This is a genomic window from Brevibacillus sp. FSL K6-0770 (genome assembly GCF_038000275.1).
Classification (GTDB): Bacteria; Bacillota; Bacilli; order Brevibacillales; family Brevibacillaceae; genus Brevibacillus; species Brevibacillus parabrevis.
This window is the reverse complement of the sequence record NZ_JBBOBQ010000001.1, coordinates 4,704,559-4,723,465: the sequence shown is the minus strand read 5'-3', so window position 1 is coordinate 4,723,465 and position 18,907 is coordinate 4,704,559. Positions and strand designations below refer to the sequence as shown.

The window sequence follows — 18,907 nt, the reverse complement described above, 5'->3', positions numbered from 1 at the left end:
CCCTGTCTTGCACACTGCTGCGAGACGGGGCTTCTTGTGTTTTCCATATCGAGTCAACCGGAATTATCGCTTGTCCGCTTGGCGCAAAAACGCGCGGACGGTCTGTACGTATTCGTCTGTTTCTTCCAAATAGCCGAGATGGGAGCTGTGCTCCAACACATGCAGCCCGGCGTTTGGCACGAGCGACTGGTAGTAGCTTGTTGCTTCCGGGGTCGCCTCGTCGTAGCGACCGCACACAAACAGGGCAGGAATCGCGATTTCATGCAGCTTCGGCGTGTAATCAAACGTCTTGAGATTGCCTGTCGGGCAAAACTCGGACGGCCCCCACATCGTCATGTACACGTCTTTGTTGGCTTTCGCACGGCTTTGCGTCATGACTTCTGGCAACGGCTCCATGCGGCAAACGTGGCGCGCGTAGTATTGTTTCATCGCGTCCTGATACTCTTTGGAATCCGTCGTTCCTTGCTGTTCGTGCCGGGCAATCGTCTGCTGGACGTCTTCCGGCAGTTGGGCGATCAGCCGATCAGCGTCTTCTTTCCAGAGCTGGGCACGGAGGCAAGGACTGGAGAAAATCACGCTCGCAACGCCCGCAGGCTTAGCGTCAATCAAATAAGCCGCAGCCAGCATCGTTCCCCACGAATGGCCGAGAATATGAACCTCGGTCAAATCAAGCGCCTGTCGAATGCAGGCCAGCTCTTCTACAAAGCGCTCCGTTTTCCACAGCGAGGAGTCGGTCGGTCTGTCCGAGTTGCCCGAGCCGAGCTGGTCGTAAAAAATAACGGGACGCTCGTCGCCAAGCACGTGCAATGCAGACTGGAGCGGGTCGTGCGTGTTGCCAGGCCCGCCGTGCAACACGATCAGCGGAGTGTGATTGCCTGTGCCGACGCGGTTGTACCATACTTTTCCGCCAGGAACTTCGATGTAGCCTTCCTGCTTGTTCATCGTTTTTCATCCTCCACTTGTCACTCTTGTTGATCCAATTCTTTTTACCAATATACCATTTTTAGAAGATTTTTGCGTGAGTAGCTGTGTGCGTGCGCCAAGCGCATGATTTTACACTTTTTTTAGATTTCGTTTAGAACGCGTTTAGGCTTCCGCTTTATCATCGCTAGTAGAGAAAGTGAGGCTGCTTTCTACATGAAACTGGAGGGATGACTGGTGCGAAAAAAATGGCTGGCGGTGGCATTGGCGGTCGGAATCGGCGGGGGAGCGACGTGGGGGATGAGCGTTTCGGCGCAAGCGGACAACGGCGCACTGGAGTCGTACAAATCGGCGTTAAAGCAGACGAAAGAAGCAGGGAGCTTGACTGCGCACGCTCACCTGGAGTTGACAGACAACCAGACGAAGCTTTTTGCAGTCGACGGGGTGGCCAAAGTCGATCATGAGCAGAAGCTGGGCAGCGTGGATGGCACGTATGTCGATGCGAACGGCGAAGGAAGCTTTCAAGCATTTCGCGAGCCGACTCAAATGGTTTTTAAAAAAGGGGATCGCGATCTGTATCGCGTCATGGAGGCAATGGATTGGCAACAACAACAGCCTGAGCAGGATCAGCACGCTATGAGCAGCGCCATGATGGAGCAGGTGCACAAAACATTGTTCGGAAGCATGGAGAAATGGACGACGATGGAAAACTTGCCGGATGGCGGGAAACGAGTATCCTTGAAGCTCGACGAGGAGCAAATGCCTGTGTTCGCCAAAATGCTAGGCCCGATCATGTACGCGAAAATCGTTGAACGCAGCCAGGAAGCGAGGGCGGGTGAAGCCGAAAAAGAACTCGCGCTGGAGCTGCCCGCTTTGCAGGAAGACGTGCATCTGGAGCAAGTCGTGCTGAACGCGACGATCAACGAGCAAAACCAGATCGAGCAGCAAACCGCCAAGGTGGAGCTGGTCGGGACGGACGCTTCCGGCGTCGTGCATACGTTGCAACTGACTGTGGACGTCCGCTTGTCGGATTTGGCAGCGACCACTCCCGAGCGCGTGGATTTGACGGGGAAACAAGTGGAGAAAGTGACTCGCGAAGAGATGCGCAGCCACTGGGCAAAAGGCGGCTGGCGGCACTAAGGCAGGGGCGTGCGTCTTTTGCCAGGCGCTGTAGTATAATGACAGCAATTATGCGCATCGGAGGAGAGGAACCATGTCAATCAAAACGAGGCTTTGGTTGTCTTATATCGCCATGATCGTCGTTCCGGTGGTCTGTTTTGGACTGGTAGCCTCGACTCTGGTGGCGGTTTTTTGGGGAGAGTCATTCCCGCGCGAAAAAGCACCGGGGAAACCGCTGTTTCGGCAAAACATGGACAGACGAGACGAGCTGTTTGCAGGAGTGGCGTTTTTGGCGCAGCACGATGCGGAGCGGTTGCTGGACAATGAGCTGTTGACCGAAACGGATGAGCAACTACGCCCGTTTGGCGGAGCATTCATATTGGCGAAAGAGGGAGCGGTGCTGTTCGCTTCTTCTTCCCTGGCTCAGGCCGATTTGCCGAAATACATGCAGTCCGCTGCGGTTGAAGAACGCCCGCGCCAGTGGCCGCCATGGGAAAGCGACAGGCATGTCGCCAGGACGTATGCGTTTTCCTTCGCCGACAAGAGTCAGGGCACTCTTTATTTTCTGGCTGACGACAGCTCCTTGTTTTCGTCAGGAATCTCTTTCTTTGCGCTCATGATCGTCAGCTTCCTCGTCATTATCGGGCTGACGAACGGGATTTTGACGTATTTGGTGTCCAAGAGCATCATCCGTCCGCTGTACGCGCTCAAACAGGCGGCTCACGAGATCAAGGAGGGCCATCTGGAGCGGCCTGTGCAACTCGGGCGAAAAGATGAGCTGGGCGAGCTGGGCGAGGCTTTTGAGGAGATGCGCGTCCGGTTGTACGACTCGATTCGCATGCAGCTACAATACGAGGAAAGCCGCAAAGAGCTGATTGCGAGCATCTCGCACGATTTGAAGACGCCGATTACCGGAATCAAGGCGTGCGTGGAGGCTGTGCTGGACGGAATTGCCGATACGCAGCCGAAACGGGAGAAATACATGCGGATGATCGCCAGCAAATCCGCGCAAATGGATCGGCTCATCGACGAGCTGCTTTTGTACTCGCGGCTGGACTTGAACCGTCTGCCTTTTCATCTGGAGCCGGTCAATATTCGGGCCTACCTGACCGATTGGGTGCAGGCGCTGCGTCTGGAGCCTGGTATGTCTGACGTACGGCTGAACGTGGCGGGAACAGACGGCGGCCCGCTTGCCGTCATGGCAGATCGGGAAAAGCTGCATCGGGTGCTGATGAACATGATCGACAACAGCATGAAATACATGGACAAACCACTGAAACAAATCGACGTGCGAGTGGAGCGGACAGCAGACGAAGTTATTGTGACGATTGCCGACAATGGAGCGGGTATTGCGGAGGAAGCGATGCCGCACATTTTTGACCGCTTTTACCGGGCGGACCCTGCGCGCAACACGACAACGGGCGGCAGCGGACTGGGACTTGCGATCGTCAAGCAATTGGTAGAAGGGCACGGAGGACGCGTCTGGGCGCGCAGCGAGGTCGGCAGCGGAACGGACATCTGTTTTTCCTTGCCGCTGCAAAAAGGGACGGAAGGTGGAGCGGATGAAGCACATATTGATCGTTGAGGACGACACGGTAATCGCAGAGGTGGAAAAAGACTACCTGGAAGCAAACGGCTATACAGTCGAGCTCGCCCATTCGGGAGAGGTCGGCTTGCAAAAAGCGCTGACAGAGCCATACGATCTGATCATCCTCGACTTGATGCTGCCTGTGGTAGACGGCTTTGCCATTTTGCGCGAGGTGCGTGAGGCGAAAAACATCCCGATCCTGCTCGTCTCCGCCAAAAAAGAGGACATCGACAAGATCCGCGGCTTGGGGCTTGGCGCGGATGATCATATTAGCAAACCGTTCAGCCTGGGCGAACTGGTGGCGAGAGTAAAAGCGCACCTGGCCCGCTACGACCGCCTCGTTTCCGATGGTTCCCAGAGCCAGCGAGCGCCGCAGGACGAAATTCGCATGCGTGGCTTGCGGATCGACAAGCTCGCCCGCAAGGTGTACGTCCGTGGACAAGAAGTTGCCTTTACGTCGAAAGAATATGAGCTGCTGCTGTTTTTGGCGACGCATCCGAACTGGGTGTTCAGCAAAAACGATTTGTTCGAGAAAATTTGGGGACTGGATTCCCTTGGCGATATTGCTACCGTGACCGTGCACATCAGCAAGCTGCGCGAAAAAATCGAGATCGACCCGACGAAGCCGCAGTATATCGAAACGGTTTGGGGAGTCGGGTACCGTTTTCAACTGTAGGTGTAGCTATGTAGCTGCGGCGGCTCACAGAGGCTCAAAAGAGGTGAAAGCATGTACAAGCTGGGCATGAAAGGGAAGAAGTGGCTGCTGCTCCTGCATTTGCTCTTTTCAGCGATTATGCTGGGCGGAGCGGTTCTGTTTCTCGTTTTGAGCATCGTGGCGGCGAATACGGACGATGCCGGGATATTTGCCGCCTGTTACACCGCGATGCACACCTTGGCGAAAACAAGCGTGCGCGCGTCGACCATCGGCACGATCGTCACAGGCGTGCTGCTTTCCGTCTGGACGCATTGGGGGCTGTTTCGCTATTACTGGCTCATCGCCAAAGAAGTGCTGACGCTCGTCACGATCCTGCTCGGTCCCGTCGCCATGTACGTCTGGACGTTGCCAGCGGTCAGCCTGGCCTGGGCGCAAGGGTTGGAAGCGATGGGCAATCCCGCGTTTATCGTCAACAGCGAAAAGCTCTGGATCGGGATTGTCTTGCAGCTGCTTTCGCTGATTCTGTTGTTTCTTTTGTCGGTGTTCAAGCCGTGGGGGAAACGAAAAAGCTGAACATACGTCTTTGTAACAGTAGACTATCTTTTGCGTAGGCGAAAGGTAGTCTTTTTTGCGTATGCCCTCCACAAGCTGCCATTCTTTTGCGTAAAATGGGTGTCAGTGACAGCATACAGTGTGAGAGACAGACAATCGAGGGAGAACCAGACCATGGAGAGAAGAGTAAAATTGCTGGGCACGGGAAAATACTTGCCCGCGCGAGTCGTGACAGCGGCAGAGCTGGATGAACAGCTCGGGCTGGCTACAGGATGGACCGAAAAAAAATCCGGGGTTCGGATTCGCCATTATGTTACAACGGAAACAGCCGCGCAGATGGGGGCGATTGCCGCCAAACGAGCGGCGGAAGCGGCAGGAGTCTCGTTGCAGGAGCTTGACTGCATCGTCTGTGCGAGCGGAACGGCGCAGCAAGAAATTCCGTGCACAGCGGCCTTGATCCAGGAAGAGCTGGGGCTTTCCCGTACCGGGATTCCTTGCTTTGATATCAATTCGACTTGCCTGAGCTTCGTGACTGCGCTCGACGTCATGTCTTGCGCGATGGCTGCGGGTGTATACAAGCGCGTGCTGATCGTCTCGACGGAGATCGCTTCGATGGGACTGAACTGGAAGCAAAAAGAAAGCTGCGTGCTGTTTGGCGATGGCGCGGCAGCGGTCGTCGTGGGGCAGACACCGGAAGGCGAGTCGTCCCGCATTATAAGCTCAGCGATGCAAACCTACAGCGAAGGGGCGCACTATTCGGAAATTCGCGGCGGCGGAACGATGGTGCACCCGCGCCACTATGCGAACGGACACGAGGATGACTTCGCTTTTGACATGGACGGACGCAAAATTTTTCGTTTGACCTCGCAGTTGATTACCGGCTTTGTCGACAGCTTGCTCGCGAAAGCGTCCGTGAGCAAAAAGCAGCTGCAGGCCGTCATTCCCCACCAGGCGAGCGGGATGGCGCTGCGCATCATGAGAACGAAGCTCGGTTTTATGGAGCAGCAAATGGTCGACATCATGGCAGACCACGGCAACGTCATTGCCGCTTCGATCCCGATGGCTTTGCACGAGGCGATCAGCCAGAAGCGGGTAGAAAGGGGAGATTGCCTGCTTTTGCTCGGTACTTCCGCCGGGTTGTCGCTCGGAGGGATTGTGCTTGAATACTGAGCGGACGGTCCTTTTGACAGGAGGGAGGGCACCTGCCACGCTGGAGTTGGCCCGGCTGTTTCACGCGGGCGGACACCGCGTCGTTGTAGCGGAAAGCGCGGGGCGGCACCTGTGCGCTCATTCGCGCTATGTAGCCCGCTCCTATCGCGTTCCGCCACCCCGGACGAAGACGGATGCCTATATCGCCGAGCTGTGCCAGATCATGCAAAAGGAGCGCGTCGACCTGCTCGTTCCGACTTGCGAGGAAATTTTTTACGTCGCGCACGGCCGCGAGCGGTTGCGGGCATATGGCGCCGTGCTGGTGGAGCCGCTTCCTGTGCTGCGCGCTTTGCATGACAAATGGCTGTTTCAGGAACGGGCACAGGCAGCAGGGGCGAAAGTTCCGCATACGATTCGGGTGGAATCTGCGCACGAACGGGATGAAGCGATTCGCCAAGCGAGTGGCCCGATCGTGCTGAAGCCTGTCTACTCCCGCTTCGCCGCCCATGTCCAGATCATCCGCGATCTGTCCAGGGTGGAGTTGTCCAGGCTTCCTGTCCCGTCTGCCGCTCAGCCGTGGCTCGTCCAGCAGTTCATCGCAGGACGCCAGCTGTGCAGCTACGCGGTCGCCCATGAAGGAGAGCTTGCGCTGTATGCGGACTATGAGACGGTGCACACGGCCGGGCAAGGGGCGACGATTCATTTTGCCTCTGCCGGACATGGCGGAGTATACGATTTTGTCACGCGGTTTGTCCGCAGGCACAAGTTCAACGGGCAGATCGCTTTTGACCTGATCGAGAGCGATGCAGGCGAACTGTATGTGCTCGAATGCAATCCGCGGCTGACGAGCGGGATTCATCTGTTTGCGGAGCAACAGGTGGCGGATGCCTTTTTTGCAGGTGGAAAAGAGGTGCTCGTGCCAGAGACAGGACGATCCTATATGCTTGGCCTTGCCATGCTGAGCTACGGACTGGCAAATGTCAAGGGCTGGTCGGGCTGGAAAAGGTGGGCGCGCGACCTGTCCGGCGCGCGGGATGTGCTCTTTCGCCTGGACGATCTGCGCCCGTTTTTTGACCAGTTTGCCATGCTCGGCGATCTGGCCTGGCAAAGCGTGAGCACGAGAACAAGCATGCTCGCATGCAGTACGAGCGATATCGAATGGAACGGGGAAGTGCCGCGCTGAGCGGGTTTCTTTGGAAAGGATGGGAGAAGGCACATGAAAAAACGTGTGCTCGTCACAGGAGGAACGGGTTTTCTCGGACAAAAGCTGGTGCAGCGGCTGCATGAGCAAGGCCACGAGGTGACTGCGCTGGGACGGGATGAGGGCATCGGGCGGCAGCTGCGAGAGCAGGGCATCCGTTTTGTCCGTACAGATATTAGAGACAGGGAGGCGGTAGCAGACGCATGCCGCAGTCAGGAGATCGTCTATCACGTTGCCGCGTTTTCCTCGCCGTGGGGAAGGTTTCGCGACATGTACGAGACGAACGTGAGCGGAACCGTCCATGTCATTGCTGGATGCGACAAGCACGGGATTGAGCGGCTGGTGCACGTGTCCAGTCCGAGCATTTACTTTGCGTTTGCCGATGCGTACGGCATCCGGGAAGATGCGCCGCTGCCAGAACGTTTTGCCAACGTGTATGCGCAAACGAAGCATTTGGCCGAACTGGAAGTGGACAAGGCGCATCGGCAGGGGCTGCCGACGATTACGCTGCGCCCGCGCGCCTTGTTCGGGCCGGGCGACAATGCGATTTTGCCCAGACTGATTCGCGCCAACGAACAAAAATACGTGCCGCTGATTGGGGGCGGAAAAGCGCTCATCGATTTGACTTACGTGGACAATGTCGTGGATGCGCTCGTGCTGTGCATGGATTCACCTGCAAGCACATTCGGCCGAGCCTACAACATTACAAACGGGGAGGCTGTCACGCTGATCGACGTACTGACGGATGTGTTCCGGCGACTGGACATGCCGCTGCGAGCGAAAGAGGTGCCGTACTGGCAAGCGTACGGAGCGGCCTGGGTGCTGGAGCTGTTGTCCCGCACCGTGCTCGGCTACCGCGAGCCGATCCTGACCCGTTATTCCGTCGGGGTACTCGCCAAGTCGCAGACGCTCGATATTACGAAAGCGCGGCAGGAGCTTGGGTACGAGCCGCGCGTGAGCATAGCGCAAGGGATTGAAACTTTTACGGCATGGTGGAGGGCAGAACATGGACGTTAAATTGACGTGGCTGGACACTGGCTACTGCCGACAGCTGGAACTGTTCTCGCGCAAAGGCGGCAGGGTGAAAATGATTCGCTTTCACGCGCTTGCCGGGCTGATCGAGCACCCGCAGCACGGCATTTGGCTGTTTGATACAGGCTACTCGCCGCGGTTTTTCCAGGCGACCCAATCGTTTCCGTACTCGCTTTACGCCAGCTTGACGCCTGTCGTGACAGCGCCTGAGCAAAGCGTGCTGGCCCAGCTCAACCAGCGGGGGATCGCGGCAGATGAGGTAAAAGGCATTTTGCTCTCCCATTTTCATGCGGATCACATCGGCGGATTGCGCGATTTTCCCAAAGCGCGTCTGTACTGCTACGAGAGCGCCTATCTGCATATCAAGGACAAGACAGGGCTGGCTGCTGTGCGCGAGGCGTACTTGCCTGATTTAATGCCTGCCGATTTTGCCGAACGCGTGACATTTGTGGATCGGCTGGCCCCGGTTGAGCTGCCAGCGCGGTACGCGCCGTATGCAAAAGGATACGATCTGTTTGGCGACCAGAGCGCTTGGGTGGTCGATCTGCCCGGGCATGCACAAGGCCAGTTTGGCGTGTTTGTGCGTGACCGCGATCACGGCGAACTGTTTTTGTGCGCGGATGCCGCCTGGTCGAGCGAGGCGTACCGCCGCTTTTTGCTGCCGCATCCGCTTGCCAGGCTGATCATGTCCGACCGCAAGGCATACCGCGACGAGCTGCACAAGCTGCATGTCCTGTCGCGCAATCGAGCAGACTTGCGGATCATGCCGACGCATTGCAGCGAAGTGTGGGAGACGACGAAAGAGGGCGGGGATTTTTCATGGAGATCATGACGCTGCTTGCGCAGTATGTGCGGACGAAGTGGCTCGCCCGGCGCTTTTCCACGCGAGAACAGCTGGAAAAATGGCAAGATCGCCAGGTCAAGGCGCTGCTGAACCGGATACTGCCTGTGTCGCCGTTTTACTTGAAAAGAATGGGCGCTTTGTCCAAGGCAGAGTGGAGAAAGCTCGCGCCGATTGACAAAAAGCTGATGATGGCGCATTTTGACGAGCTGAATACGCGGCGCATCGCCAAAGAAGAGGCGTTCCGTCTGGCGCTGCAGGCGGAGAACACGCGCGATTTTACGCCACAGCTCAAAGGAGTCACGGTCGGCTTGTCGTCCGGTACATCCGGCAATCGCGGGCTGTTTCTCGTCGGGCCAAAAGAGCAGGCCAAATGGGCCGGGACGATTATGGCCAAAATGCTGCCCGGGCCGCTCTGGTCTGAGCAACGGATCGCCTTTTTCCTGCGGGCGAACAGCAATTTGTACACAGCCGTAGACAGACGGCGTATTCAGTTTGCTTTTTTTGATCTGCAAAATTCGTTAGCAGAGCACGTCGAGCGGCTGAATCGTTATCAGCCGACTGTGCTGGTCGCCCCGGCATCGATGCTGCGCATGCTGGCAACAGCCAAGCGGCAAGGAACACTGCGAGTATCGCCGATCAAAGTCATTTCGGTCGCGGAAGTGCTCGACCCGCTTGATCAGGCGTACATCCAGGACAGCTTCGCTCAGCTCGTTCATCAAGTGTACCAGTGCACGGAAGGGCTTCTGGCTGTCACGTGCGAGCACGGCACTTTGCACGTAAACGAAGATATCGTCGTGATGGAAAAAGAGTATCTCGATGAGCAGAAGGAGCGGTTTTTCCCGATTTTGACCGACTTTTCCCGCGAGACGCAGCCGATTATCCGCTACCGCCTGAACGACATTTTGACGGAGCGGCGCACGCCGTGTCCATGCGGCTCCGTGTTCATGGCACTGGAAGCGATAGAAGGGCGCTCGGACGATCTGTTTTGGTTCCGGCATGGGCATGAAAACGAGGATCGCTGGATTTCCATCTTCCCGGATTTCATCCGGCGGGCTGTGATGGTGGCATCCGCGAAGATCGAGGAATACACGGTTCGCCAGCTTGGTGCAGAGCAGGTGGAAGTCGCGCTGTTGGTAAACGGGCAGCACTCCGAGCAAGAGGTGCAGGAAGAGGTGCGGCAAAGTCTCGCGGCTGTCATTCGCTCCTACGGCGCTGTCGTGCCCGCGATCCATTTTGTGCCGTACCAGCCTCATTCGGGCGCTAAAAAATTGCGGCGCGTAGAGAGGGTGTTTGCTTTCGATGAGCAAAAAGGACGAGATTAGGCTGTATGAGCCTGACGAGCTTTTGGCGCTGGACTGGACGCAGCTTGCAGATGGCGACTACGCCCGCGACTATTTGACGACACTCGCGACAGATTCTCCTGAGCGCCACATCCAAAACGTGCAAACAAAGCTGCTGGGCCTGCGCGCAGGAGGGCGTCTCGTGCCCGTGACGGTGAATGAGCAGGAGTACACCAATTCGTATGTTTGTTCACCGTACACCCATTTTGTCACTTACGCCCGCGAAGAGCTGGACATGCTCGATTCCATGCTGTGGAAAAGGCTGCTCGCGCCTGTGCTGGCCGCGCTTGGCTTATGGATGAAGGCAAGCCGCTGCAACCGGATCGCGATTGTGAACAACTGGCTGTTGTCCACGAATTTGTACCACGACTGGACGGTGCAGGAAGCGCGGGAAATCACACACTTTTGCGCGAAAAAGCTGCCGCGGCACATCATCGCGTTCCGCTCCGTTTGCCAGAAGCTGAGTCCCGAGCTGTACAAAGGGCTGAAGGATGCAGGCTGCCTGATGGTCCCGAGCCGCTACGTGTACTTGTTTCACCCGGAATGGCCAGGCAAAGGGACGTGGCGGGTGCGCAATACGCTGTCCCGCGATCGGAAAATGCTGGAGAAGTCCGGCTACCGGGTGCTTTGGCACGATGAGCTGGAAGCAGGGCAGGCAGGGCGGATCGTCGAGCTGTACAACGCTCTGTACCTGGACAAATACTCCCGGCTGAACCCTCAGTTTACGGAGGACTTTATCAGGCTTGCGATGCGCAAGCGGACACTCACGCTGATCGGACTGGAAAAGGACGGGCGGCTGGACGGCATACTCGGTTATTTCGTCCGCAACGGCGTGATGACGACTCCTTTGTTTGGCTACGATACCAGACTGCCCAAAGAGACGGGGTTGTACCGGATGCTGTCGAGTCTTTTGGTGCAGGAGGCACAGCGGCGAAGCCTTTTGCTGCACCAGAGCGCGGGAGTCGGGGCGTTCAAGGCAGACAGGGGGGCCGTCGGGGAGACGGAATACACGGCTGTGTACGTCAAGCACCTGCCTGTTTATCGGCGGTGGATTTGGCAGACGCTTGCCGTATTGCTTGAGCGAATCGGGATCAAATTGGTGGAAAAATACGAGTTGTAGTGCCTTTTCATACACACTTCGACGCGGATCGTAACTTCTTCCCTATACACTGAAAAGCAGCGAAGCATTTGCTTGAAGGGGGAAGGATTACATGAATCGGCTCTTGTTCGGAACATTGGTCGTAGTCACGACTTCACTCATGGGTTCATCGTTTGCGGTGGGAAAAATCGGCTTGGCTTACTTTTCGCCGCTGCTGCTTGTCGGTTTGCGCTTCACACTCGCCGGGCTGCTCATGGCTCTGTGGGTGTGGAAAAAGCCGCTGCCCCGCTCGGGAAAGGAATGGGCGAAGATCGGCCTGATCGGATTTTTGCAGACGGCGGCGGTCATGGGCTGTATTTTTTTGAGCTTGCGAACGATTACTGCCGGGGAATCGTCGATTTTGACCTTCATGAATCCGCTTCTGGTCGTCATCTGGGGAACGTTGTTTCTGGGAGTGGCCTACCGTTTTTCCCAGTGGCTCGGGGTGCTGATCGGCCTTGCCGGCGTATTTTTGACACTTGGCTCGCATCTGCAATGGGAGACGGGAACGCTGTTCGGAATCGGCTCGGCCCTCGCTTGGTCGATCGCGACGATTTTGGTCAAGCGCTGGGGCGTGCAGTTTCATGTTTGGGTGCTGACGGCCTACCAGATGCTGTGCGGCGGAATTTTGCTCTTGATCATGGGCGTGACGCTGGAGACGCCCAAGCTGATCGTTACGCCGGAGTCGATCTTCATCGTGCTCTGGCTGGCGATCATGGCGTCCATCGTGCAGTTTGCCACCTGGTTTTACTTGCTCAGCCACGGCGATCCTGGGCGCACCAGCGCTTTTTTGTTTCTCGCCCCGTTTTTTGGCGTGCTGTCCGGCTGGCTGTTGCTCGGGGAGGTTGTGTTGTGGAACGTATACGCCGGAGGTTGCCTGATTTTTGCCGGAATTTTTCTCGTCAACTGGACGTTTGCGCCCCGGAAGCAGCGCGAAGAGTCGGGAAAGCTCGCCTAGACGCGTTCTTTTTCGCCTGTGACGTCAAGGCCGAACTCCGCGATGAACCCGCTTGTGCCTTTTGGTGTGACGCGCACGGCACGTCCGCCGGGGATTCGTTCGATCCAGCCCAGTTCAAACAAGCGGTTGGTGAGCGAAGCCCCCAGGCTGCCAGCGAGATGGTGGCGACGCTCGCTCCAGTCCAGGCATTGACGGGCAAACCGCCGTCTGCTTTTCGGGCTGCTCTCGACCTCGACGCCGAGTGACCGCAGCTTGCTTTTTCCGGCTTCGTTCAGGACAAAATCTTGTCCGGATGCCTCGATCATGCCGAGCGCGATCAGCTTTTGCGTCAAGGCGACGCCGACTTCTCCGGCGAGGTGATCGTAGCACGTACGCGCATAGCGGATCGCCCGCATCTGATCGGACTCGCGCAAGGAGCGAACGGGCTGGGGAGCAGAAATGGTCAAAAGCGCCTCCAGCGCATGGGCCACCTCGGGGCTCGCCAACCGATAGTAGCGATGTCTGCCATGCGATTCGCTGGTCAAAAGTCCGCCTTCGACGAGCTTTCCCAGATGCGTGCTGGCTGTTTGCGGCGTCACTTTGGCGCTTTGCGCCAGCTCGCTCGCAGGGAGCGCTTTTCCTCCGAGCAGGCTGACCAGCATCATCACACGGGATGGCTCGCCGATCAGGGAGGCAAGCTCGGCGATATTCGGACTGGTACTCATCTCGATCCACCTGCTTTCACATTGATAATTCGATCATAAACGAAATGTATGTGTGAAGACAATGCAAAAGTCCGTCACTTGGCCGGGACAGGGCCGAGGGCGGACTTTTGCATTTTCATTCGATGCTCTTGTTCATGGTGGACTAGCTGCCAGCTTTTACGGTTTCACCCTGACGCGGATTCAGCCCGCCTTCCCATTGCACGCGGATCGACTTGCTAAAGAACAATTCTTTGCCGTCGGAAACCTGGTAATGCAGATGTGGCTCGCTGGAAGAGCCGGAGTTGCCGCACAAGCCGAGAGGATCGCCTTTTTTCACCCGATCGCCAACGCTTACTTTTGCCGAGCCTTGCTTCAGGTGGGCGAGATAGCTGAACTCGCCGTTTCCATGATCGATGACGACCACGTTTCCGGCAGGCTGCTTGTCGTTCATGATGCCGACGGGAACGTTGTCGGGAATATCGCTCACGACATGCACGACTGTTCCGTCCTGCGGCGCGAGAATTTCTTGCCCGAAGGCGTAGTAGCTTTCGTTTTTCGTGGCATCTCCCGAGTAGGAGTAGCCGTCCTTGATTTTGATGATGTCGTAGGCATAGCGCTGGCTCGGTATCGCGTAATGGTAGTTCGACAGCACATCCTGTCCGCCCCAGAACACGTACCAGTCGCCCTTGAACGGCGCCTGATAGGAAAGCTTCGTCAAGGTGTTGTCCGTAGCCGGGAAGGTTTCCAGCGGCTTGACCAGCAGGGTGGTAATCGTCCCTTTCGAGTCCGTAACAGCGGTAAGGGCGAACTTCCCGTCCTGATCCAGCCAGGTGTCGTAAAAGTTGTCGCCGTTCAAACGAAGCTGCGAATGGTGCTTCCATTCTTTTATCGTCGCGTTCAACTGTTGAAACGTGTTTTCAAAATCGGTTTTGGAGATGCTTTGCTTGAAATCGGCGCTGGTCTGATCGTAGACGGCAGCGGCTTTTCCGGCAAGGAGAGCTTGCCCGAGCTGTTCAGCTTTGATTGGCTTTGCCGCCGCTTGTTCTGCTGCGCCCTGCGCTGTTCCAGCTTGAGTGGGCGGCTTCCCGAGGTATTGCGTAGCGGTTCCGCAACCGACCAGCAGCATAGCGTACGCTCCTAACAGCAGTGAGACTTTCTTCATGTTCTGTTTCCATCCTCTCGCGTCTTGGTTGCCTCCATTATAAAAAGCTACTCTTATCCACAAAGAAACGGAAACTTACGCCCGACTTAAATCGGACAGGCAAAATTATGATTCCGTTAAGGTAGCTTGAAAAGCTGCGGGCGCAAGGGACATGGTAAAATGAGGGATGAAGCTAGAAAAAGGAGCGGATGCAAGGTGAAGGATGCCGCTATTCTTCTTGTGGACGACGAGCAGGCGATCCTCCAGTTGCTGGAGACGGTGCTGCGCAAAGAAGGATTCGAAACGATCGACAAGGCCAAAACAGCGGAAGAGGCACTGGCTGCTTGCGAGAAAAAAGCCTACGACCTGATCGTCCTTGACGTGACGCTCCCGCAGATGAGCGGAATCGACGCATGTCCGTTCATCCGCAGACTGACGGAAGCGCCGATCTTGTTTTTGAGTGCGAGAAATACGGACTTCGACAAGCTGACGGGCTTTGCCGTGGGCGGAGACGATTATGTGACGAAGCCGTTTAATCCGATGGAAATTGTCGCCCGCATTCGGGCGTTGCTGCGCCGTTCGCGCAAATTGCAGCCTGTGGATGCCAGCGCGGTCAACGGCGTTTTTGATTTCGGACGCTTCCAGGTGCACGAAATCGCCGGAGAGCTGTATGTGGAAGGCAAGCTGATCGCGTGCCCATCGCTCGTGTTTCAGTTGCTGTTGTTTCTGTGCAAAAATCCGAATCGCATTTTTGCCAAAAGTGAGCTGTATGAGCGGGTGTGGGGAGAACACAGCATTCGCGACGACAATACGATCATGGTGCACATTCATCGGATTCGCGAGCGAATCGAGCCTGATCCGGCGCAACCGGAATATTTGGTGAACGTGCGCGGGCTGGGCTACAAGCTGGTGAAGAAAGGGCTGCCGCATGAACTTTAAAAATCGGCTGGCGATCCGGCTGATCTCCTGGCTGGTGATTGTCGGGTTGTTGCTATCGATCCTGGGTGGCGTGGCGCTTTTCTGGATCATCGATCGCATGACGCAGATTGAAGCGAACCGCCAGTTTGAAAATGCCGGGCTGTACCAGTTGATTCAAACGCTTGAATCACGTGACGGGCAGCTTTACTTTGATCCGCAACTGCTGGAGCTGATTCGCGAGAGCGGGGGCTGGCTGCAACGCCTGGATGAATCGGGAAAAGTCACCGATTCGTTTTTCACGCCCGATGACGTGCCGCACGCGTATGGGCCGGGAGAGCTTGCCGCTTATTGGCTGGGAAAAAGTCCGTTTCCGTACCAGTTGTTTTTGTGGATACAGGAGAAAAATGGCGTCCGGCACACGCTGGTGTACGGAGTAGGCAAAAAGCAGGAACAGTTTTTAAAGCTGCTCATCGACAGTTCTACGGTTACAGGCGCCGAGATTGCAGTTGATGCCGACTTGGCGGACAGAGTGAGAAGCGAGGGCGCCTGGCTGCAATTGCTCGATGAAAAAGGCAACGAGCTGGCTTCTTTCAACAAGCCGCCGGAAGCGATTCACGACTTTTCGCTGCAAGAGTTGGCTTTGCGCTCCGTGTATCCGGATCGGTACGGAACGAAGCTCGTTTCCTACTATGACAAGGAAAAGCGGCAAACGTGGGTGTTGAGCACCCCGCTTGCAGGCATGAAGCCTGGGCAAAAGCCGCTGCTGGAACCGGAGATTCAAGTTTTGCTCGTTGGCTTAGGTTCGCTTTTGGCTGGCTCGATGCTGGTCATTCTGGTTGTGGCGTACTGGCTGGGACAACGCTTTGGCGCCCCGATCGTCCACATGATGAAATGGCTGACCCACCTGCGCAGGGGGCGCTATGCCGAGCCTGCGGGCGCAAACGGAATGGCGCGAAGCATGGACAAGCGCGGACGGCGAAAGCGCAACTACCGCGTGTATCAGGACGTCATGGATTCGCTGGATTCCTTGTCGCAATCGCTGCACCGCAACGAGAAGCTGAGGGAGGAAACCGAGCGCATCCGCGACGAATGGATCGCGGGAGTATCCCACGATTTGAAAACGCCGCTGTCCTCGATCAAAGGGTACGCGCACTTGCTGGGAAATGAGGCGTACAACTGGAGTGCAGAGGAGACGCGTTCGTTTGCGGAAATCATTTTGGACAAGTCCGCTTACCTCGATGAGTTGATCAATGACTTGACGCTTACGTATCGATTGCGAAACGGACAAGAAGCTCCGGCTGTCGAGCTTGTGGAGTTGAACAGCTACACGAGAGAGGTAGTCAGGGAAGTAGCGAACCATCCTGCGTACGCGGCGGGTTCGATTCGCTTTGAACCAGCGGCTGAGACGTCACTTTACATGCACGTATACAAGCCGTGGTTTCAGCGGATTGTGGAAAATCTGGTCGCCAACGCCTTGTTGCATAACGAAGCGGGCACGACTGTCACAATCGGGTTTCGTAAAAGCGGATCGTCCACGGTTCAGCTGACTTTTGCCGACAATGGAAAAGGAATGGACGAGGAAACGGCGGAGCGCTTGTTCGAGAGGTACTTCCGCGGTACGGATACCGAAACACGTGGAGAGGGATCGGGCCTCGGCATGGCCGTCACGAAAGCGTTGGTGGAAGCGTTGGGCGGCTCGATTGAGGTCGAGACTGCCAAAGGGCAAGGGACGGTCATTGCTATCACTTGGAAAACAACGCAGCCGCCAAGCCTGGAAAAACAAGCTGGCGGCTGAGCGTAAGCATAAAGCTAAACTTTGAACTGTTTGACCAAATCCTGCAATTCTTCCGCCATCTCGGACAGGGCAGCAGCAGAGGAAGAGATTTCTTCCATCGAGGCAAGCTGTTCTTCGGCAGCGGCGGAAACGTTTTGCGTGCCAAACGCGGTCGATTCTGCTGTTTTGGCGATGGTTTCGATGGCATACACGACTTGCGCAGAGCCTTCCGACATGAGATGGGTCGCGTTGGACACTTCCTGGATTTGACTGGCGACTTCTTGCGTACCGGACAAAATGCCGTGGAACGCCTTGCCTGCGTCATTCACCACTTCGATTCCGGCCGACACTTCGGAAGTCGTCGATTCCATCGCCAGAACGGCGCTGTTCGTGTCGATCTGAATGGCAGCAATCAAGTCTTTGATCTGCTGGGTCGACTTGGCAGACTGCTCCGCGAGAATCCGCACTTCATTGGCGACGACGGCAAAGCCGCGTCCGTGTTCACCCGCACGCGCAGCCTCAATAGCCGCATTCAATGCGAGCAGGTTGGTTTGCTCCGCGATGGAAGTGATCACTTCGACGATTTTGCTGATCTCGGCTGAACGGTCGCCGAGCAGCTTGATCGATTCGGCCAAGCCGCTTACGGTGGTGCTGATCGAGTTCATCTGCGCGATAGCAGTCTCAATCGCCTGGTTTCCGCTGGTTACGGTTTTGGCGGCTGTCTCTACAGTGCGCGTCGCCAGCTCGGTATTGTCTACAATGTCTTGCATCCGAGCCGACATTTCATTGATCGTTTCGGATGTGGCATCGACCGTTTTCGCCTGGTCTTCTGTTCCTACCGCCATCTCCTGCATGGTGACGGCGATTTGTTCGGTGGCTCTGCTCGTCTGCTCCGCGCTTGCGGTCAACTGTTCAGAGGTGGAAGCGACTTGCTCCGAGCCGAGGCGCACACGCGAAATCAACTGGCGCAAATTGTCGGTCATGAGTGCGAAGTCATCAGCCAACTGACCGAGTTCGTCCCGATTTTTGATCTCGATTTTTTCTCCGGTAAGGTCGCCTTCTGCTACTTGTTTTGCTCGCGTTGCCATTTGCACAATCGGTTTGGAAATATGACCGGAATAAATCCAGGAAACTGCGAAGCCGATTAGCAGGAAAATGCCGAGGGTAATCAAAAGATCGTACAATACTTTGTTGGCGGGACCGTCAAAGTCTTCCATGTAGCTGCTCGCGCTTACGATCCAGCCCCAGTGCGGATCAGCTTTGGAGTAGGCTACTTTCGGATACATCACATCAGGTTCGTTTGGCTTGGTCCACTGGTAGTACGTAAACCCGCCGCCATTCAAGCCCTGCTTGATTATTTCCTGGGTAAAGTACACGCCGTCAGGACCTTTTTTGTCCCATTGGTTTTGCCCTTCGATGGAAGGAGAGGCGAGCATGATTCCTTGTTGATCGACTACGAACATGTAGCCGCTTGCACCGGAATCAATATTGGGGTTGATGGGGCGTTTGCCGTCCGCTTGCCTGGGGCCAAGAATATGCTCCTTTACTTGCTCTTGCGCATCTTCTTTGCTGAGTTTGCCGGCATCGACCTGTTTTTGCAGGGCGTCGATCATTTCGATCGTCAAATGCACGTTGTTTTTCAGGATGCGCGAACCCAAGTCGCTCATTCCGGCGCTGGCGGAATTGTAGCCTTGAAAACCGATGACTAAGCTAGGGATTGCCAGTAACAGCAAACACATCATCACGAGCTTCGTGCGCAAGGAAACGAACTTGGCTTGCTTGGCTGCTTTCATAAATGAACACCTCGCTGCTTCAAAAGATTTCGGACATGAAGGAAACACCAAGATGATCACCACAGGCTGACGCTTTTTTGTTGTGGATTCACAGCAGGGGA

Annotated in this window: 17 protein-coding genes; 13 read left to right on the top strand and 4 right to left on the bottom strand. The window is 56.2% G+C overall.

Annotated features, from left to right (window positions below):
- Positions 1–63: 63 nt before the first annotated feature.
- On the bottom strand, positions 64–942 hold the full coding sequence (locus tag NST23_RS22370) for a proline iminopeptidase-family hydrolase (RefSeq protein WP_122964619.1): 879 nt from the start codon (positions 940–942) through the stop codon (positions 64–66).
- A gap of 216 nt (positions 943–1,158) precedes the next feature.
- On the opposite strand from NST23_RS22370, the gene NST23_RS22365 reads away from it, so the two are divergent.
- The 11 genes from NST23_RS22365 (at position 1,159) to NST23_RS22315 (ending at position 12,497) form a co-directional block, all read left to right on the top strand.
- A complete protein-coding gene (locus tag NST23_RS22365) occupies positions 1,159–2,061 on the top strand; it encodes a hypothetical protein (protein ID WP_340964599.1) in 903 nt (300 codons plus the stop codon).
- Positions 2,062–2,134: 73 nt separating this feature from the next.
- Positions 2,135–3,625: a sensor histidine kinase gene (locus NST23_RS22360; RefSeq protein WP_287102584.1), complete on the top strand. Its 1,491-nt coding sequence runs from the start codon at positions 2,135–2,137 to the stop codon at positions 3,623–3,625.
- Entirely contained in the window at positions 3,603–4,304 is a 702-nt protein-coding gene (locus tag NST23_RS22355; protein ID WP_287102585.1) for a response regulator transcription factor, read from the top strand. Before NST23_RS22360 ends, NST23_RS22355 begins: the two co-directional genes overlap by 23 nt.
- A gap of 51 nt (positions 4,305–4,355) precedes the next feature.
- On the top strand, positions 4,356–4,856 hold the full coding sequence (locus NST23_RS22350) for a hypothetical protein (protein WP_173597547.1): 501 nt from the start codon (positions 4,356–4,358) through the stop codon (positions 4,854–4,856).
- 30 nt (positions 4,857–4,886) lie between these two features.
- Complete coding sequence (locus NST23_RS22345; protein WP_340964596.1) at positions 4,887–6,005, top strand: beta-ketoacyl-ACP synthase III; 1,119 nt, start codon at positions 4,887–4,889, stop codon at positions 6,003–6,005.
- A complete protein-coding gene (locus tag NST23_RS22340) occupies positions 5,995–7,167 on the top strand; it encodes an ATP-grasp domain-containing protein (RefSeq protein WP_173597548.1) in 1,173 nt (390 codons plus the stop codon). Before NST23_RS22345 ends, NST23_RS22340 begins: the two co-directional genes overlap by 11 nt.
- Before the next feature lie 33 nt (positions 7,168–7,200).
- The gene (locus tag NST23_RS22335; protein ID WP_122964625.1) at positions 7,201–8,202 is read left to right on the top strand and encodes an NAD-dependent epimerase/dehydratase family protein; all 1,002 of its coding nucleotides are present in this window, start codon (positions 7,201–7,203) and stop codon (positions 8,200–8,202) included.
- The gene (locus NST23_RS22330) at positions 8,192–9,049 is read left to right on the top strand and encodes an MBL fold metallo-hydrolase (RefSeq protein ID WP_340964594.1); all 858 of its coding nucleotides are present in this window, start codon (positions 8,192–8,194) and stop codon (positions 9,047–9,049) included. The genes NST23_RS22335 and NST23_RS22330 overlap by 11 nt, the downstream gene beginning before the upstream one ends.
- Positions 9,037–10,383, top strand: a complete 1,347-nt coding sequence (locus NST23_RS22325) for a F390 synthetase-related protein (protein WP_340964592.1) — start codon at positions 9,037–9,039, stop codon at positions 10,381–10,383. Before NST23_RS22330 ends, NST23_RS22325 begins: the two co-directional genes overlap by 13 nt.
- Positions 10,361–11,521, top strand: coding sequence for a GNAT family N-acetyltransferase (locus tag NST23_RS22320; protein ID WP_274874281.1), 1,161 nt, complete (start codon positions 10,361–10,363; stop codon positions 11,519–11,521). The genes NST23_RS22325 and NST23_RS22320 overlap by 23 nt, the downstream gene beginning before the upstream one ends.
- Positions 11,522–11,612: 91 nt before the next feature.
- Positions 11,613–12,497: a DMT family transporter gene (locus tag NST23_RS22315; RefSeq protein WP_340964590.1), complete on the top strand. Its 885-nt coding sequence runs from the start codon at positions 11,613–11,615 to the stop codon at positions 12,495–12,497.
- Here the strand turns inward: NST23_RS22315 and NST23_RS22310 are convergent.
- Both NST23_RS22310 and NST23_RS22305 read right to left on the bottom strand, forming a co-directional pair.
- Entirely contained in the window at positions 12,494–13,201 is a 708-nt protein-coding gene (locus tag NST23_RS22310; RefSeq protein ID WP_122964629.1) for an ArsR/SmtB family transcription factor, read from the bottom strand. The genes NST23_RS22315 and NST23_RS22310 overlap by 4 nt on opposite strands.
- Positions 13,202–13,343: 142 nt before the next feature.
- A complete protein-coding gene (locus NST23_RS22305; protein ID WP_340964588.1) occupies positions 13,344–14,342 on the bottom strand; it encodes a M23 family metallopeptidase in 999 nt (332 codons plus the stop codon).
- A gap of 195 nt (positions 14,343–14,537) precedes the next feature.
- Here NST23_RS22305 and NST23_RS22300 point away from each other — a divergent pair, with 195 nt between their 5' ends.
- On the top strand, positions 14,538–15,260 hold the full coding sequence (locus NST23_RS22300) for a response regulator transcription factor (protein WP_280648534.1): 723 nt from the start codon (positions 14,538–14,540) through the stop codon (positions 15,258–15,260).
- Positions 15,250–17,034 (top strand): sensor histidine kinase, encoded by a 1,785-nt coding sequence (locus NST23_RS22295; protein WP_340964587.1) that lies wholly within the window; start codon positions 15,250–15,252, stop codon positions 17,032–17,034. The genes NST23_RS22300 and NST23_RS22295 overlap by 11 nt, the downstream gene beginning before the upstream one ends.
- A gap of 14 nt (positions 17,035–17,048) precedes the next feature.
- Here NST23_RS22295 and NST23_RS22290 read toward each other — a convergent pair whose 3' ends face one another.
- Complete coding sequence (locus tag NST23_RS22290; RefSeq protein ID WP_274874276.1) at positions 17,049–18,806, bottom strand: methyl-accepting chemotaxis protein; 1,758 nt, start codon at positions 18,804–18,806, stop codon at positions 17,049–17,051.
- Positions 18,807–18,907: the final 101 nt, after the last annotated feature.

What these genes read in the sequence shown, in the direction of transcription:
- NST23_RS22310 (WP_122964629.1), bottom strand. Translation starts at nt 13,201, where the DNA reads ATGAGTACCAGTCCGAATATCGCCGAGCTTGCCTCCCTGATCGGCGAG.
- NST23_RS22290 (WP_274874276.1), bottom strand. Translation starts at nt 18,806, where the DNA reads ATGAAAGCAGCCAAGCAAGCCAAGTTCGTTTCCTTGCGCACGAAGCTC.
- NST23_RS22355 (WP_287102585.1), top strand. Translation starts at nt 3,603, where the DNA reads ATGAAGCACATATTGATCGTTGAGGACGACACGGTAATCGCAGAGGTG.
- NST23_RS22370 (WP_122964619.1), bottom strand. Translation starts at nt 942, where the DNA reads ATGAACAAGCAGGAAGGCTACATCGAAGTTCCTGGCGGAAAAGTATGG.
- NST23_RS22305 (WP_340964588.1), bottom strand. Translation starts at nt 14,342, where the DNA reads ATGAAGAAAGTCTCACTGCTGTTAGGAGCGTACGCTATGCTGCTGGTC.
- NST23_RS22325 (WP_340964592.1), top strand. Translation starts at nt 9,037, where the DNA reads ATGGAGATCATGACGCTGCTTGCGCAGTATGTGCGGACGAAGTGGCTC.
- NST23_RS22335 (WP_122964625.1), top strand. Translation starts at nt 7,201, where the DNA reads ATGAAAAAACGTGTGCTCGTCACAGGAGGAACGGGTTTTCTCGGACAA.
- NST23_RS22360 (WP_287102584.1), top strand. Translation starts at nt 2,135, where the DNA reads ATGTCAATCAAAACGAGGCTTTGGTTGTCTTATATCGCCATGATCGTC.
- NST23_RS22315 (WP_340964590.1), top strand. Translation starts at nt 11,613, where the DNA reads ATGAATCGGCTCTTGTTCGGAACATTGGTCGTAGTCACGACTTCACTC.
- NST23_RS22295 (WP_340964587.1), top strand. Translation starts at nt 15,250, where the DNA reads ATGAACTTTAAAAATCGGCTGGCGATCCGGCTGATCTCCTGGCTGGTG.
- NST23_RS22320 (WP_274874281.1), top strand. Translation starts at nt 10,361, where the DNA reads ATGAGCAAAAAGGACGAGATTAGGCTGTATGAGCCTGACGAGCTTTTG.
- NST23_RS22350 (WP_173597547.1), top strand. Translation starts at nt 4,356, where the DNA reads ATGTACAAGCTGGGCATGAAAGGGAAGAAGTGGCTGCTGCTCCTGCAT.
- NST23_RS22330 (WP_340964594.1), top strand. Translation starts at nt 8,192, where the DNA reads ATGGACGTTAAATTGACGTGGCTGGACACTGGCTACTGCCGACAGCTG.